Genomic DNA, 14,478 nt, shown 5'->3' with positions numbered 1-14,478 from the left:
CCATGCCTTTACCTGACAGGAACTGGACCCCGACCCACGGCACCCCCTACCGGCCGGTCCCCTACCGGCCCGAGCGGATGCCGGCCCAGGAGTCGCTGGCCCGTGCCGCCGAGCTGCGCGCGCGGATGGACCGGCGCAGGACCGTACGGCAGTTCTCCCCCGACCCCGTGCCGGAGCAGGTGGTGAAGGACGCCATCGCCTGTGCGGCCACCGCGCCCTCCGGGGCGCATCAGCAGCCCTGGACGTTCGTCCTGGTCAAGGATCCACAGGTACGCCGCCGTATCCGGGAGGCGGCGGAGGCGGAGGAACGCCTCTCTTATGAGGGGCGGCTGGGCGAGGAGTGGCTGGCGGCGCTGCGCCCGCTGGGCACGGACGAGGTCAAGCCGCACCTGACCGACGCGCCCCATCTGATCGTGGTCTTCCAGCAGCGGTACTGGCTGGGGGACGGCGGGACGAAGCGCAAGCACTACTACGTGGACGAATCGGTCGGTATCGCCGTCGGGATGCTGCTGTCCGCGCTGCACCTGTCGGGGCTGGCGGCGCTGGTCCATACGCCGAGCCCGATGCGCTTCCTCCAGGAGGTGCTGGGGCGCCCGGCCAACGAGAAGGCGTTCGCGGTGATCCCGGTGGGCTATCCGGCGCGGGACTGCCAGGTGCCCGATCTGGTGCGCAAGTCGCTGGACCAGGTCCTGGTGGAGGTCTGAGACCCGGGGCCCGGGGTCTGAGATCCAGGGCCCGGGACCGACCGGCGAGACCGACGGGCCGGTCCCGCGGGCCGCGGCCCGGGCCGATCGGCCACGCAGGGGAAATCAGCACTGACGGAATGTGCAACTGCGATCACACCGGGCGAGCCACACCCCCGCCCGGTGTGAGCCCGCACATAGGACGCAGGTCACTTACGATCGCGCTTAGTGGACCTGTAAAAGCTGTGTGAGCTGGGCTGCGACCGCTGCGGACGCATTCGGCGGCCGATGGGTTCCACTATCCCCGGTCGTAGATGACGTCGTTGCCCAGTTAATTTTCGACCGCTAACAATGGCTCCCGTCGCACGGCGCCGCGGCTCAGACACCCGGCGTTCAGACGCCGCCCCGGCCACTGCGACGTCACCCATTGGAAGAGGTCTTACTCCGTCATGCCCAAGCACCCCATTCCTGGCTACGCCCGCCTGAACCGGACCCACAAGCTCTCCGCCGCGGGCGTCGCCACGGCCGGTGCCGCGGCCCTGGTCTTCGCGCTCGTCCCGGGCTCGGCCGGTGCCAGCGGCGACCAGGCCGCCGCCCCGGCCGCCAAGAAGGTCGCCGTCAGCTCGGTGGACACCGCCGCCAAGGCCCAGCAGGAGGCCATCGCCCGCGCGGCCGACGAGTCGGCCAAGAAGGCGCGCGGCGAGGCGGACGCCCAGAAGAAGAAGGCCGAGGACGAGGCCCGCGCCAAGGCGGAGGCCGACGCGAAGGCCAAGGCGGAGCAGGAGCGCAAGGACAAGGAGGCCGCGAGCCGGTCCGCCGAGCGCGCCGCCGCCCCGGAGCCCGCGCCGGTCGCCAAGACCTACAGCAACGACCTGGACGGCTGGATCCGGGAGGCGCTGGACATCATGGCCAAGCACGGCATCCCCGGCTCGTACGACGGTCTCTACCGCAACATCATGCGGGAGTCGACCGGTAACCCGCAGGCCGTGAACAACTACGACTCCAACGCGGTGCAGGGCACCCCGTCCAAGGGTCTGCTCCAGGTCATCGACCCGACCTTCCAGGCATACCACGTCGAGGGCACCTCCTGGGACATCTTCGACCCGGTCGCCAACATCGTCGCCGCCTGCAACTACGCGGCTGCGACGTACGGCTCGATGGACAACGTCAACTCGGCCTACTGAGCCACGGGAGCACACCGCTGCGCCGCGGACGAAGCGGTGGGGCCAAGCGGCATACGGAGCGGCATGACGACGCCGAGGGGCGGCACCCACAGGGTGCCGCCCCTCGGCGTCGCGCATACGGGCGCGCGTTACTTGCGCATGACCTCCGGTTCGTGGCGGCGCAGCAGCCGGGCCACGACGAAGGCCAGGGCGACGCCCAGCCCGAGGAGGATGATCATGTCCATCACGTACACGCCGGTGGTGTGCTTCCACAGCGGGTCGGGGTTGCCCGCCTCCCACGGGAGCAGCGTGTTCATGTCGGCGGTGGCGCCCATCGCCGCGACCGCCCAGCGCGAGGGCATCAGCCAGGCGACCTGGGCGACGCCGACAGTGTCGAAGAGCTGGAAGAGGACGCCGGTGAAGACGACCTGGACGATGGCGAACATGACCAGCAGCGGCATGGTCTTCTCGGCCGTCTTGACCAGCGCGGAGATGATCAGGCCGAACATCATCGAGGTGAAGCCGAGCGCGATGATCGCCAGCGCCATCTCCACGGCCGGCAGGTCCTTGAACAGGACGCCTTCGGTGGGCATCTTGCGCGGGGTGAAGCCGATGGCCGCGATGATCACGCCCTGGACGGCCGTGACGACGCCGAGGACGATCACCTTGGACATCAGGTACGCCGAGCGGGACAGGCCGGTGGCCCGCTCGCGCTCGTAGATGACCCGCTCCTTGATCAGCTCACGGACGGAGTTGGCCGCGCCCGAGAAGCACATGCCGACCGCCAGGATCAGCATGATCGTGCTGGCGTCGCGGTTCGTACGGCCCTTCTTCACCGGGCCGTAGCCCAGGCCGAAGTCGCTGGGGATGAGGATCGAGACCACGCCGAGGACGGCGGGGAGTATCAGCATCAGCCCCAGGAAGCCGCGGTCGGAGGCGAGCACGGAGACGTAGCGCCGCATCAGCGTCCACAACTGCGAGCCCCAGCTCTGCGACTTCTGCATACGGGCCGGGGGCGGCTGGACCGCCACCGACTGCGGGGCGACGGCGTCGATGTCGGCCGCGTACATCTGGTAGTGCGGGGAGCCGCGCCAGCGGCCCATCCAGTCGTAGTCCCGGTAGTTCTCGAAGGCCGAGAAGACATCCGCCCACGTGTCGTACTGGAAGAAGTTCAGCGCCTCCTCGGGCGGGCCGAAGTAGGCCACGCCGCCGCCCGGCGCCATCACCAGCAGCTTGTCGCACAGGGCCAGCTCGGCCACCGAGTGGGTGACCACCAGGACCGTACGGCCGTCGTCGGCCAGTCCGCGCAGCAACTGCATGACGTCGCGGTCCATGCCCGGGTCCAGGCCGGAGGTCGGCTCGTCCAGGAAGATCAGCGACGGCTTGGTCAGCAGCTCCAGGGCCACCGAGACACGCTTGCGCTGGCCGCCGGAGAGCGAGGTGACCTTCTTGTCCTTGTGGATGTCGAGCTTGAGCTCGCGCAGCACCTCGTCGATACGGGCCTCGCGCTCGGCCTCGGCGGTGTCGCCGGGGAAGCGGAGCTTGGCCGCGTACCGCAGGGCCTTCTGGACGGTCAGCTCCTTGTGGAGGATGTCGTCCTGCGGGACCAGGCCGATGCGCTGGCGCAGCTCGGCGAACTGCTTGTACAGGTTCCGGTTGTCGTACAGGACGTCGCCCTGGTCCGCCGGGCGGTAGCCGGTCAGCGCCTTGAGCAGGGTCGACTTGCCGGAGCCGGACGGGCCGATGACGGCGATCAGCGACTTCTCCGGGACGCCGAAGGAGACGTCCTTGAGGATCTGCTTGCCGCCCTCGACGGTGACGGTGAGGTGGCGGGCCGAGAAGGAGACCTCACCGGTGTCGACGAACTCCTCCAGGCGGTCCTCGACCAGCCGGAAGGTGGAGTGACCGACGCCGATGATGTCGTTCGGGCCGATGAGGGTGCTGCCGGACTTGGGGACCGGCTGGCCGTTGACGTACGTACCGTTGTGGCTGCCCAGGTCGCGGATCTCGAAGCGGCCGTCGGGCGTGGCCCGGAATTCCGCGTGGTAGCGGGAGACCTGGAGGTCGGAGACGACCAGCTCGTTCTCCAGGGCACGGCCGATGCGCATGACGCGGCCGAGGTCCAGGCGGTGGAAGGTGGTCGGGCTGCGGTCGCCGTAGACCGGCGGCACGGCACCGCCCGGCCCCGGGCCCACGGCGCCGCCCTCGCGCCCTGGGCGCTCCCGGGTCTGCCCGGCCGCCGCGCCCTGACGCGGGATCCCCTGCTGCGGCATCTGCTGCTGCGGCGTCTGCTGCTGGGGGTACTGCTGCGAGGGCGACTGCTGCTGCGGGACGTACGGTGCCTGCGGCGCCTGCTGCTGAGGCGGCTGCCAGCCCTGCTGGGCCGGGGCCTGGTGGAGCGGCGGCTGCTGTACGGGCGGCTGCTGGGCCTGCGGCGGCGCCGCCCAGCCCGGGCCGCCCTGCTGCGCCGGGGCCGGCCGGCTCTGCCGCGGAGCCATGGCCGTGTGCGCGCTGTAGAGGTCGGCGGCCGGGGCGGCACTGCCCGACAGGGTCAGCCGGGGGCCGTCGGTGGCGTTGCCCAGGTGCACGGTCGAGCCGGGGCCGATCTCCATCTGGTGGATCCGCCGGCCCTGGACGTACGTCCCGTTGGTGCTGCCCTGGTCTTCGATGAGCCAACTGCGCCCGTCCCAGCGGACGGTGGCGTGCCGCCAGGAGACTCTGGCGTCGTCGAGCACCATGTCGCCCTGCGGGTCACGGCCCAGGCTGTAGGACCGGGACGGATCGAGCGTCCAGGTCCTTCCGTTCAATTCGAGTACGAGTTCAGGCACTCCATGCCCCATTACATAGTCCCCCGAGTGACGCCCTGTATGGGAAGTCTAGGGATGGCGAACATCGTGGGGAACTATTTCAGGCGCGGTGCCCGGAGCGGAAACCGGGCCGTGGAGGGCCTGTGCGACGGTCCCGTTGACGGCGGCGAAACACCCCCGGAGAGTAGGAAGCGCCCATGGATCCGTACGGATCAACGGATCATGCGCGTTCCGGGCAAGTCGGTACCGATCGGGGGCTGCCATGACCGTCGGGGAGACCACACGGATTCGCTGGGGTGACGCGGTGCTGTCCGCCGTCGCCGCGGTGAGCTGGGCTTTTCTCGCGATGGCCGGCATCGCGGCGCTGGGACTGCATCTGCTGGACGCGGATGCGGCCGGTTCGCTCGGCGCGATGACGGCGGCGGCCGTCGCGCTGGCCGTGGGCGGTTCCGTGACGCCTTCCGGCGATGTGAGCGCCTTCGGACTGAAAGGTGAGGCGACCAGAACCGCCATTGACATCGCGCCGTTGGGTGTGAGTCTCGTGGGGGCTCTGCTGCTCGGATGGATCTTCGTACGCTCGCTGCGCCGGGCCGGCGTGCTGGGCGGGCCCGAACTGGCGGTGCGCATCGGAGTGTTGGCGGCACTGTTCGTGGCCCTGCTCGGCGGGCTGGCCTGGGCCGGACACGACTCCATAACAATCGACGGCAAGACGCTGGGCGGCCTGGGGGGTCTGGGTGGCCTGGGGGAGGCGCCGGGGGCGGAGGCGGAGGGCTGATCGACAAGCTCCGGGACGGCCTGGGCGACCTCGGCCTCGGCGGAATCGGGGGCGGTGGGGACGGTGGCGGTGGGGACGGTGGCGACGGCGGCCTCCCGGGCCGTATCGCGGACCTCATCGACGCCAAGGCGGCCGTGGGCTTCCAGGTGAACACCGGCGCCTCGCTCGTGGGCGGCGCCGTCTGGGTGCTGGGCGTGCTGATCATCGCGCTCGCGGCCGACCGGCGGGCCCTGCTCCCCCGCGCGCTGGACCGCGCCCGCCGGCTCGTACAGCCCGCGGTCTCCTCGCTCGTCGCGGTCCTGGTGCTGGCGGTGGCCGCCGGGCTGGCGGCGGGCGCGTACGCCGCGATCGGTGACGACCACCCGCGGCGGGTCCTGGGCGGGGCCCTGCTCGGCGCCCCGAACGGCGTCTGGCTCGGCCTGCCGCTCGGCCTTTTCGTCCCCTGGCGCGGCACCGCCTCCGGCGTACTGACGCATCTGCTGCCGGACCCGGTCGACCGGCTGCTGGCCGGCGGGAACGGCAAGGTGATCACCGTCGGGCGGATGGCCGAGCTGGACGGCCGGGTCTGGCTGCTGGCCGTCGCGGCGGCGCTGGCGATGCTGCTGGCCGGGGTGTTCACGGCGGTCCGCACGCCCCGGAAGGGTGTACCGGTGCTGTCGTACGCGCTCCGCTGCGCGCTGCCGCTGGCGGGGGCGACCGCGCTCGCCCTGCCGCTGCTGGTCCGTCTGACGCATGTCTCGGCCGACGCCGGACTCTCGGTCTTCGGGTTCGACGCCGTGGGGGCGAGTGTCGAGCTGCGCGGCAGCGTGCCGATGGCACTGGCGCTGGGGGCGGTGTGGGGCGCGGCGGCGGGGCTGCTGGGCGCGCTGCTGGCCTGTGCGACGGGGGCCGCGGGGCACCGGGCCATGGTGGCGGCACGGCCTCCCGAGGACCGGAGGGACGACGGGTACGGATACGGGTACGAGGACGGGCGGCCCGCCGGGGTGCCCGGTATGCCCGAAGCCTCCGGGCCGTCTGCTTACGGGCCCGCGGCCTACGGGACGTACGAGACGCGGGGGCGGGGGCGGAGGCAAGGGCAAGGACAGGGCGGTTACGGGCCCGCCGAGCCGGGGCCGTACACCCCCTCCCCGGTGCACCGGCCGCCGCACGCCGAGACGAATCCGTATCTGCGACCACTGCCGCCGTCCCGCCCTGCGCAGCCGCCGGCGCCTGCGCAGCCGCCACCCTCCGCACAGCCCTCCCAGCCGCCGCAGTGGCCGGGGGCGCCGCAGCCACCGCAGCCGCCGGGGCCGCAGGAGTGGCCGGGAGGGCGGGAGCAGACGGAACCCTCAGGTCAGGAACAGGCGTGGCCCCCGGAACGGGAGCAGCCGGGACAGGGGCAGTCAGGGCAGGCGCAGCCGCCGCCGGACCGGTACTCGGCGCCGACGGTGAGCGGCGTACCGATGCCGCCCCCGGCGCGGCCCCGCAAGCCCCCGCGGCGCGACCGGTACGAGCCGCCCGGCGAACCGCCGCCGCCGGGGCGGCCCGGCGGCCGGCGCTGAGCCGGGGGCGGCCGACGCTGATACGGGGGGGGTGCGCAGCGGTCCGGAGGCGGGCCGGAGCGTCCGCACCCCGGACACCCGTACGGCGTCCGGCGCGCGCCGGATACCGTAAGAGCACCATGAGCGCATCGCAGACCCAGCCTGCCACCGCCGTACCGGGCGATGACGTACCGACTCTTCTCGTCAAGATCTTCGGGAAGGACCGGCCCGGCATCACCGCAGGTCTCTTCGACACCCTCGCCGCCTACTCCGTCGATGTCGTGGACATCGAGCAGGTCGTCACCCGGGGCCGCATCGTCCTGTGCGTGCTGATCACCGCACCCTCGCCCGCCGTCGGCTCGTCCGGCTCCACCGAGGGCGACCTGCGCGCCACGGTGCACAGTTGGGCCGAGTCCCTCCGCCTCCAGGCGGAGATCATCTCCGGCATCGGTGACAACCGGCCGCGCGGCACCGGCCGTTCGCACGTCACGGTCCTGGGTCACCCCCTCACCGCCGAGTCCACCGCCGCGATCGCCGCCGCCATCACCGGCACCGGCGGCAACATCGACCGCATCTTCCGGCTCGCCAAGTACCCGGTCACCGCCGTGGAGTTCGCGGTGTCCGGCGCCCCTACGGACCTGCTGCGCACCGCCCTGGCCACCGAGGCGGCGGTCCTGGGCGTGGACGTGGCGGTGGTGGCCGCCGGTCTTCAGCGCCGCGCCCAGCGGCTGGTCGTCATGGACGTCGACTCCACCCTCATCCAGGACGAGGTGATCGAGCTCTTCGCGGCGCACGCCGGCTGCGAGGAGGAGGTCGCCGAGGTGACGGCCGCGGCCATGCGCGGCGAGCTGGACTTCGAGCAGTCGCTGCACGCCCGGGTCGCGCTGCTGGAGGGCCTGGACGCCTCGGTGGTGGAGAAGGTGCGCAAGGAGGTACGGCTCACTCCCGGCGCCCGTACGCTCGTCCGTACCCTCAAGCACCTGGGCTACCAGGTCGGCGTGGTCTCGGGCGGCTTCACCCAGGTCACCGACGCGCTCAAGGAGGAGCTGGGCCTGGACTTCGCCTCCGCCAACACGCTGGAGATCGTCGACGGACGGCTCACCGGCCGGGTGACCGGCGACATCGTGGACCGGGCGGGCAAGGCGCGGCTGCTGCGCAGCTTCGCGCGCCAGGCCGGGGTGCCGCTGGCGCAGACCGTGGCGATCGGTGACGGCGCCAACGACCTGGACATGCTCAACACGGCGGGCCTGGGCGTGGCCTTCAACGCCAAACCGGTCGTACGGGAGGCCGCCCACACCGCCGTGAACGTGCCGTTCCTGGACACCGTGCTGTATCTGCTGGGCATCACCCGCGAAGAGGTCGAGGCTGCGGACACCCACGACGACTGAGGTCGCGGACAACGGCCGGGACCACGGGGAACACGTACGGCGGCCGAGCCCCGTACGGCGGACCGCGCGGGCCCTCCTCCGTACGGTCAGGGCCCCGGCCGCGCACACTCGGCGCCGGGGTCCTGACCATGTCGGAACAGCGGAAACAGGAAACAGACGGTCCGGACGTCCGGGCATCCGGCCATCCGGACGGCAAGCGCGGGCCCGGGCAGGAGGGCAGGCACGGGCTCGGCGCCCGGACAGGCCGCGTACGGCCGGGGCCGGTTACTCGTGCGGCGGCCAGTAGGCGACCAGCCGGGCCACGCCGGGCTCGACGGACTTCCAGGAGCCGTTGAAGGTCAGCACCGCGACGGAGGCGGTCGGGAAGCCGCGGCTGTTCAGCCGGACCAGCAGGTCGCCTTCCGCCTCGCCCGCCAGGACGTCGGCCATCCCCTGCATGCCCGGGTTGTGCCCGACCAGCAGCAGGTCGTTCACCTCGTCGGGAACCTCGTTGACCACCGCGATCAGTTCGCCGATCGACGCCTCGTAGAGCCGCTCCTCATAGACCGTCCGGGGCCGCTGCGGCAGCTCCGGGGCGACGAGTTTCCAGGTCTCGCGGGTGCGCAGGGCCGTGGAGCACAGGGTCAGGTCAGGGGTGATGCCGGCTCCGGCGAGCCGGCGGCCGGCGATCGGGGCGTCCTTGCGGCCACGTTCGGCGAGCGGGCGCTCATGGTCGCTCTCCTGCGACCACTCGGCCTTGGCATGTCGGAGAAGGACGATCCGGCGAGGTGTATCGACGCTCATGTTCCCCAGCTTCGCACGAAACGCGGCGCGGGGCGCGGGGTGTTGGGGCGCTCCCCCGGCAGGGTGACGACCGGGTGACATGAGACGTCAGGAGCTCAGGTGAAACAGGCGCGCGAAGAACTGTATGAGCGAGGTGAGACCTTGGGACAGGCTCGCGGCCTGCGCCTGCGAAGGGGCCGCTATCAGCGCGAGCAGGGCGCCGAAGCACACCACCGGCAGGGCCAGGGCCCACCACGGCAACCGCACGCGCAGACCCCTGGCCGTGGGGATGTCTGACCGGCCGGACGCGGCGGACATGGGGATCGCCTCCGTAGGGGATCGAAGGGGCGACGCGGCCACGGGAGGTGACCGCGCCCACCGCAGCGGCACGGTGTACTGCCCAAGCTACGGATCAAGAGCGGCGGTTCCTATCCGGGAAGCCACCCACTTAACCCTGACGCCCGCCCCCTAGGGGATGGTGGGGGCAGCCCCACCACCGGCCACCTCCACCGGCCCCGCCGTCCGGCGGTACGGACGCAAGGGCGGGACCTCGGCACCCCGGACGGGACACACGACGGTATCCCGACGCGCCCCGGTATCCCCTGCGGCCGGCGGGCCACAGCGTTCCCGTACGGCCGACGCATCCCGGCGTCCGTACGGTCCGGGCAGGCCACGGTATCCCGTACGGCCGGTGAGTCACAGCGTCCTCGTACGGCGAACGCCTCACGGCGCTCCGCACGGCCGGCGCGTCACGGTGAGGCGAGGCTCGCGATGACGGCGATGACGAGGGTCACGCCCAGCATCGCGCCCAGCACGATGAGGAGCTTCTTCTGACCGCCCTGCGGATTCGGTTCGAGCACTGGCATGGGCCCAGTGTCGCACTCAGTGCCCGTCCTCGATGCGGCGGTCCCTGCCCGCCAGGACGCCCACCACGATCTGCGGCACCATCAGGGCCGCCATCAGCGCGATCGGCGCGCCCCAGCCGCCGGTCCGCTGGTTGAGGGTGCCGACGAGCAGCGGCCCGGGGACCGAGATCAGATAGCCGACGCTCTGGGCGAAGGCGGAGAGCTTGATGACGCCCTCGGCGCTGCGCGAGCGCATCGAGATCATCGTCAGGGCGAGCGGGAAGGCGCAGTTGGACAGGCCCAGCAGCAGTGCCCAGGCCCAGGCCCCGCCGGCCGGCGCCAGCCACAGCCCGGCGTACCCGGCGAGCCCGCACGCGCCCAGGCCCACCACCAGCGGCCCCTGGTGCCGCATCCGGGCGGCCACTCCCGGCAGGACGAAGGAGAGCGGGACGCCCATCGCCATCGTGACGGCGAGCAGCACCCCGCCCGGCCGGCCGGTACCCCGGAGTCGCGGAAGATCTGCGACATCCAGCCCATGGCGACGTACGCGGCGGTGGCCTGGAGCCCGAAGAAGACGGCCAGGGCCCATGCGGTGGGCGACCTGGTGATCCGGATGTTCCCGGCGTTCCCGGAGGGCCGGGTGGCGGGGGCGGTGACCGGGCCGGCGGCCGGGCGGGCGGGCGGCGCGGCAAGGCCCCGGCGCCGCAGGGCCGCGAGCCAGGGCAGGACGGCGACGGCGGCGGGCACGCTCCAGATTGCCAGGCCCGTCTGCCAGCCGCCGCCCAGCGCGCCGGTCAGGGGCACGGTGAGCGCGGCGGACAGTGCGCTGCCCAGGGCCAGCGCCATCGAGTACAGGCCGGTCATGGCGCCGACACGGTCGGGGAACCAGCTCTTGATGACGACCGGCAGCAGGACGTTGCCGACCGCGATGCCCGCCAGGGCCAGCGCGCTGGCGGCGAGGAAGCCCGCCGTCCCGCCGGTGAAGGGCCGCACCGCCAGACCGGCCGCGACGGCGGCCAGACCGGCGCAGACGACCGGGCCGGGTCCCCGCCGCCGGGCGAGGCGGGGGCGGCGATGCCGAAGACCGCGAAGCACACGGCCGGTACGGAGGTCAGCAGGCCGGCGACCGTGCCGCCCATGCCCAGACCCGCCCTGGCCTCTTCGAGGAGCGGGCCCAGGCTGGTGATGGCGGGGCGGAGGTTGAGGGCGGCGAGCGCGATGCCGACGGTGAGGATCCAGGTCAGGCCGCGCCCCAGGGAGCCGGCGCGCGCGGTTCCCCCGGCCTGGGGGCCGTTCACCTCGGTCCGTTCACCTCGGGTCCGTTCACCTCGGGGTTGTTCACCTCGGGGTTGTTCTCCCCGGGTTTGTTCACCCCAGGTCCGTTCACCTCGGCGTCGTTCGCCTTGGGGTCTTTCACCTGAAGGCCGTTCCTCTCGCGCCGGCTCGCCTCCGGCCCGTCGGTCCCCCCTGTTCCCGGATGCTCCCTCTCGGCGGCCCGCGCCGCTCCGGTGACCGGCCCCGTAACCCCGACCGCGGTACGGAGGGTGCCCGCGGCCGTGCCCTTGGCGCCGGGTGAAGCGTGCTCGTCGTCAGCCATGAGCGACATCATAGAATCATGGGATGAATGGCTGTCCAGCGCTTACGGCCGGCCGTCCCGCTATCCTCACCGCAGCCCCGCCCCGTACCCAGGAGGACAGCCGTGCCCCTGACCTCGCCCCGGCGCTCCGCGCTGGCGGACCAGGTGATCACGCAGCTCCGCGCCCAGATCACCTCCGGTGAATGGCCCGTCGGCTCCCGTATCCCCACCGAGCCCGAGCTGGTCGAGCAGTTGGGCGTGGCCCGCAACACCGTCCGTGAGGCCGTACGGGCGCTGGCGCACAACGGGCTGCTCGACATCCGCCAGGGCTCGGGCACGTACGTGGTGGCGACCAGTGAGCTGGCCGGTGTGATGAACCGCCGCTTCGCCGACGCCGATCCGTGGCACGTCGCCGAGCTGCGCCGCGCCCTGGAGACGGAGGCCGCCCGGCTGGCCGCCCAGCGCCGTACCGAGCAGGACCTGCGGCAGCTCGCCGCGCTGCTGGAGCGCCGGGAGGCGGCCTGGGCATCCGGGAACGCGGCGGCGTTCGTGGCGGCCGACGCCTCGTTCCACATGGCGGTCGTCTCCGCCGCGCACAACGACGTACTGACGGAGCTGTACGCCGATCTCAGCGGGGTGCTGCGCGACTTCCTGCGCGCCGACGTCGGCGAGGAACTGCTGCCCGAGCTGTACATGGACCACTCACGGCTGCTGGAGACCGTCCGGGCGGGCGACGGCGAGCGGGCGGCGGCCGAGGCCGGCCGGCACCCCTTCGGCTGCCGGGTCAACGGCCCGCGCCGCGGCTGAGCGGCCGGGCGGAATCCGGCGGAACAGCCGGGTGACGGAGGGGCACCGGCCGATTCAGGCTGTTCTTCGACGGCCCGCGCCGTGACCGACCCACAGGTCCTCGGCCTCCTGCCGGCAGCGGCCGGAGAGCGTGACGTACCGGGCGGGCCCGGCCACCACCGGGTCGGTGTCCACGTCCGGGTCGTACCGCCTGCGGCATTCGATGTGCGGCCGGGCCCGGTCTGCGGAGCCGTCGGGGTCGGAGCACATGGCGGTAGCGGTGCCCGTACTGCCCGCAACAGAGGTACGGCACCAGGCGCGGGCGGCCGGGAAGTCGTCCGACGGCGGAGCGGGGCGGTCCGCGCGGCCGGGGCCGCGCCTCCCAGGAGGGCGGCCAGGGTGATGGCCAGGGCTGCCGCGCGCGGCAGGAGCAGCGCACTCCCCCAGTCTGCGGGCCCGCCCCGAAGATCACGACCCGGGAACGCGTGATGCCCGCCCCGGCGGTCCGGGACGGGCATCACGCGTACGTCAAAAGATGAGGCGTCAGGCGCCCATCATGTGCACGCCGCCGTCGACGTGCACGATCTCACCGGTGGTCTTGGGGAACCAGTCCGAGAGCAGGGCCACGACGCCACGGCCCGCCGGCTCGGGGTCGGTGAGGTCCCAGCCGATCGGCGCGCGGGTGGACCACACGTCGGTCAGCTCCTCGAAGCCGGGGATGGACCGGGCGGCCATCGACTTGATCGGGCCGGCCGAGATCAGATTGCAGCGGATGTTCTTGGGGCCCAGGTCGCGGGCCATGTAGCGGGAGGTGGCCTCCAGCGCCGCCTTGGACACGCCCATCCAGTCGTACTTGGGCCAGGCCATCTGCGCGTCGAAGTCCATGCCGACGACCGAGGCGCCGCGCTTCTCCAGCAGCGGCAGCAGCGCCATCGTCAGGGCCTTGAAGGAGTACGCCGAGACCTCCACGGCGGTGGCGACCGACTCCCATTCCGTGTTCAGGAAGTTGCCGCCCAGCGCGTCCTGGGGGGCGAAGCCGATGGAGTGCACGACGCCGTCCAGCGAGGCGTCGGCACCGAAGTGCTCGGAGACCTTGGCGGCCAGGCCGTCCAGGTGCTCCTTGTTCTGGACGTCCAGTTCGATCACGGGCGCGGGCTTCGGCAGCCGCTTGGCGATCCGCTCGACCAGGGAGAGCCGCCCGAAGCCGGTCAGGACGACCTCGGCACCCTCCTCCTGGGCCAGCCTGGCGACGTGGAAGGCGATCGACGCCTCGGTCAGCACGCCGGTGACGAGGATGCGCTTGCCTGCGAGGATTCCACTCATGCTGATCAGTGACCCATGCCCAATCCGCCGTCGACGGGAATGACGGCTCCGGTGATGTACGCGGCCTCGTCGGAGGCCAGGAAGCGGACCGAGGCGGCGACTTCCTCGGGCTGCGCGTAGCGCGCCATCGGCACCTGCTTGACGATGCCCTCCCGCTGCTCGTCGGTGAGCGCGCGGGTCATGTCGGTGTCGACGAACCCGGGGGCGACGACGTTGACGGTGATGTTGCGCGAGCCCAGTTCACGGGCGAGCGAGCGGGCGAAGCCGACCAGGCCGGCCTTGGAGGCGGCGTAGTTGGCCTGGCCCGGGCCGCCGTACAGGCCCACGACCGAGGAGATCAGCACGACCCGGCCCTTGCGGGCCCGCAGCATGGCACGGTTGGCGCGCTTGACCACGCGGAACGTGCCGGTGAGGTTGGTGTCCAGGACGGAGGTGAAGTCCTCCTCGGACATCCGCATCAGAAGCTGGTCGCGGGTGATGCCGGCGTTGGCCACCAGCACCTCCACGGCGCCCTGCTTCTCCTCGATCTCCTTGAACGCCTGCTCGACCTGCTCGGTGTCCGTGATGTCGCATTTCACGGCCAAAAATCCCTCGGGCGGCTCGCCCGAGCGGTAGGTGATGGCGACCTTGTCGCCTGCCTCGGCGAAGGCCCGGGCAATGGCGAGGCCAATGCCGCGGTTACCTCCGGTGACCAGAACCGAGCGGCTCAAGAGATCACCCTTTCCGTGTCCTGTCCGTCCTGTGTTCCGTACGAAACTATCGGTCACCGGCCTCGTACGGAGAATCGACCCCAGACAGGGGCGCACCCTGGTCACTGTCGGGTCCCTACAGAACACCGCGCATCCGGCGG

General features: G+C 72.2%; 14 protein-coding genes and 1 pseudogene. 6 read left to right on the top strand and 9 right to left on the bottom strand.

From position 1 onward, the window contains the following. Window positions 1-2: 2 nt before the first annotated feature. A complete protein-coding gene (locus tag KGS77_RS29120) occupies window positions 3-704 on the top strand; it encodes a nitroreductase family protein (protein ID WP_242586119.1) in 702 nt (233 codons plus the stop codon). A gap of 428 nt (window positions 705-1,132) precedes the next feature. Continuing rightward, a complete protein-coding gene (locus KGS77_RS29115) occupies window positions 1,133-1,867 on the top strand; it encodes a transglycosylase SLT domain-containing protein (protein ID WP_242586118.1) in 735 nt (244 codons plus the stop codon). A 128-nt stretch (window positions 1,868-1,995) separates the two neighbouring features. Here KGS77_RS29115 and KGS77_RS29110 read toward each other — a convergent pair whose 3' ends face one another. Then, window positions 1,996-4,686 carry an FHA domain-containing protein gene (locus KGS77_RS29110; RefSeq protein ID WP_242586117.1) on the bottom strand — a complete coding sequence of 897 codons (2,691 nt, stop codon included), beginning with the start codon at window positions 4,684-4,686 and terminating at the stop codon, window positions 1,996-1,998. Window positions 4,687-4,915: 229 nt separating this feature from the next. On the opposite strand from KGS77_RS29110, the gene KGS77_RS35100 reads away from it, so the two are divergent. The 3 genes from KGS77_RS35100 to serB all read left to right on the top strand — a co-directional run bounded on the left by KGS77_RS35100 (window position 4,916) and on the right by serB (window position 8,336). Beyond that, the gene (locus KGS77_RS35100) at window positions 4,916-5,428 is read left to right on the top strand and encodes a streptophobe family protein (protein WP_347404542.1); all 513 of its coding nucleotides are present in this window, start codon (window positions 4,916-4,918) and stop codon (window positions 5,426-5,428) included. Beyond that, window positions 5,326-6,969 carry a streptophobe family protein gene (locus KGS77_RS29105; RefSeq protein WP_347404595.1) on the top strand — a complete coding sequence of 548 codons (1,644 nt, stop codon included), beginning with the start codon at window positions 5,326-5,328 and terminating at the stop codon, window positions 6,967-6,969. The genes KGS77_RS35100 and KGS77_RS29105 overlap by 103 nt, the downstream gene beginning before the upstream one ends. 119 nt (window positions 6,970-7,088) lie before the next feature. Further along, window positions 7,089-8,336: a phosphoserine phosphatase SerB gene (serB, locus tag KGS77_RS29100; protein ID WP_242586116.1), complete on the top strand. Its 1,248-nt coding sequence runs from the start codon at window positions 7,089-7,091 to the stop codon at window positions 8,334-8,336. A 264-nt stretch (window positions 8,337-8,600) separates the two neighbouring features. Here the strand turns inward: serB and KGS77_RS29095 are convergent, their stop codons facing one another. From KGS77_RS29095 to KGS77_RS29080, 5 genes and pseudogenes are all read right to left on the bottom strand, one after another. Then, window positions 8,601-9,119 (bottom strand): histidine phosphatase family protein, encoded by a 519-nt coding sequence (locus KGS77_RS29095; RefSeq protein ID WP_242586115.1) that lies wholly within the window; start codon window positions 9,117-9,119, stop codon window positions 8,601-8,603. A gap of 87 nt (window positions 9,120-9,206) precedes the next feature. Further along, complete coding sequence (locus tag KGS77_RS29090; RefSeq protein WP_242586114.1) at window positions 9,207-9,416, bottom strand: hypothetical protein; 210 nt, start codon at window positions 9,414-9,416, stop codon at window positions 9,207-9,209. A 431-nt stretch (window positions 9,417-9,847) separates the two neighbouring features. Then, window positions 9,848-9,964 carry an SGM_5486 family transporter-associated protein gene (locus tag KGS77_RS34730; protein ID WP_277994281.1) on the bottom strand — a complete coding sequence of 39 codons (117 nt, stop codon included), beginning with the start codon at window positions 9,962-9,964 and terminating at the stop codon, window positions 9,848-9,850. Window positions 9,965-9,980: 16 nt separating this feature from the next. Next, a pseudogene (locus KGS77_RS29085) lies at window positions 9,981-11,184 on the bottom strand (MFS transporter); the annotation flags it as partial. 53 nt (window positions 11,185-11,237) lie between these two features. Then, window positions 11,238-11,540, bottom strand: a complete 303-nt coding sequence (locus tag KGS77_RS29080; RefSeq protein ID WP_242586113.1) for a hypothetical protein — start codon at window positions 11,538-11,540, stop codon at window positions 11,238-11,240. A gap of 102 nt (window positions 11,541-11,642) precedes the next feature. Between KGS77_RS29080 and KGS77_RS29075 the strand changes: the two genes are divergently transcribed. Beyond that, window positions 11,643-12,326, top strand: a complete 684-nt coding sequence (locus tag KGS77_RS29075) for a FadR/GntR family transcriptional regulator (protein WP_242586112.1) — start codon at window positions 11,643-11,645, stop codon at window positions 12,324-12,326. A gap of 54 nt (window positions 12,327-12,380) precedes the next feature. Here the strand turns inward: KGS77_RS29075 and KGS77_RS29070 are convergent, their stop codons facing one another. From KGS77_RS29070 to fabG, 3 genes are all read right to left on the bottom strand, one after another. Continuing rightward, complete coding sequence (locus KGS77_RS29070) at window positions 12,381-12,575, bottom strand: hypothetical protein (protein WP_242586111.1); 195 nt, start codon at window positions 12,573-12,575, stop codon at window positions 12,381-12,383. Window positions 12,576-12,848: 273 nt separating this feature from the next. Beyond that, window positions 12,849-13,628 (bottom strand): enoyl-ACP reductase FabI, encoded by a 780-nt coding sequence (fabI, locus tag KGS77_RS29065; protein WP_242586110.1) that lies wholly within the window; start codon window positions 13,626-13,628, stop codon window positions 12,849-12,851. A 5-nt stretch (window positions 13,629-13,633) separates the two neighbouring features. Beyond that, complete coding sequence (fabG, locus tag KGS77_RS29060; RefSeq protein WP_242586109.1) at window positions 13,634-14,338, bottom strand: 3-oxoacyl-[acyl-carrier-protein] reductase; 705 nt, start codon at window positions 14,336-14,338, stop codon at window positions 13,634-13,636. Window positions 14,339-14,478: the final 140 nt, after the last annotated feature.

The organism is Streptomyces sp. MST-110588 (assembly GCF_022695595.1).
Lineage (GTDB): Bacteria > Actinomycetota > Actinomycetes > Streptomycetales > Streptomycetaceae > Streptomyces.
Note: the sequence above shows the minus strand (reverse complement) of the source record. Positions and strands in the feature narration are given on the sequence as shown.

Bases quoted from the DNA above. Each gene is read 5' to 3' on its own strand.
- KGS77_RS29120 (WP_242586119.1), top strand. From the start codon at position 3: ATGCCTTTACCTGACAGGAACTGGACCCCGACCCACGGCACCCCCTAC.
- KGS77_RS29115 (WP_242586118.1), top strand. From the start codon at position 1,133: ATGCCCAAGCACCCCATTCCTGGCTACGCCCGCCTGAACCGGACCCAC.
- KGS77_RS29110 (WP_242586117.1), bottom strand. From the start codon at position 4,686: ATGGGGCATGGAGTGCCTGAACTCGTACTCGAATTGAACGGAAGGACC.
- KGS77_RS35100 (WP_347404542.1), top strand. From the start codon at position 4,916: ATGACCGTCGGGGAGACCACACGGATTCGCTGGGGTGACGCGGTGCTG.
- serB (WP_242586116.1), top strand. From the start codon at position 7,089: ATGAGCGCATCGCAGACCCAGCCTGCCACCGCCGTACCGGGCGATGAC.
- KGS77_RS29095 (WP_242586115.1), bottom strand. From the start codon at position 9,119: ATGAGCGTCGATACACCTCGCCGGATCGTCCTTCTCCGACATGCCAAG.
- KGS77_RS29090 (WP_242586114.1), bottom strand. From the start codon at position 9,416: ATGTCCGCCGCGTCCGGCCGGTCAGACATCCCCACGGCCAGGGGTCTG.
- KGS77_RS34730 (WP_277994281.1), bottom strand. From the start codon at position 9,964: ATGCCAGTGCTCGAACCGAATCCGCAGGGCGGTCAGAAGAAGCTCCTC.
- KGS77_RS29080 (WP_242586113.1), bottom strand. From the start codon at position 11,540: ATGGCTGACGACGAGCACGCTTCACCCGGCGCCAAGGGCACGGCCGCG.
- KGS77_RS29070 (WP_242586111.1), bottom strand. From the start codon at position 12,575: ATGTGCTCCGACCCCGACGGCTCCGCAGACCGGGCCCGGCCGCACATC.
- fabI (WP_242586110.1), bottom strand. From the start codon at position 13,628: ATGAGTGGAATCCTCGCAGGCAAGCGCATCCTCGTCACCGGCGTGCTG.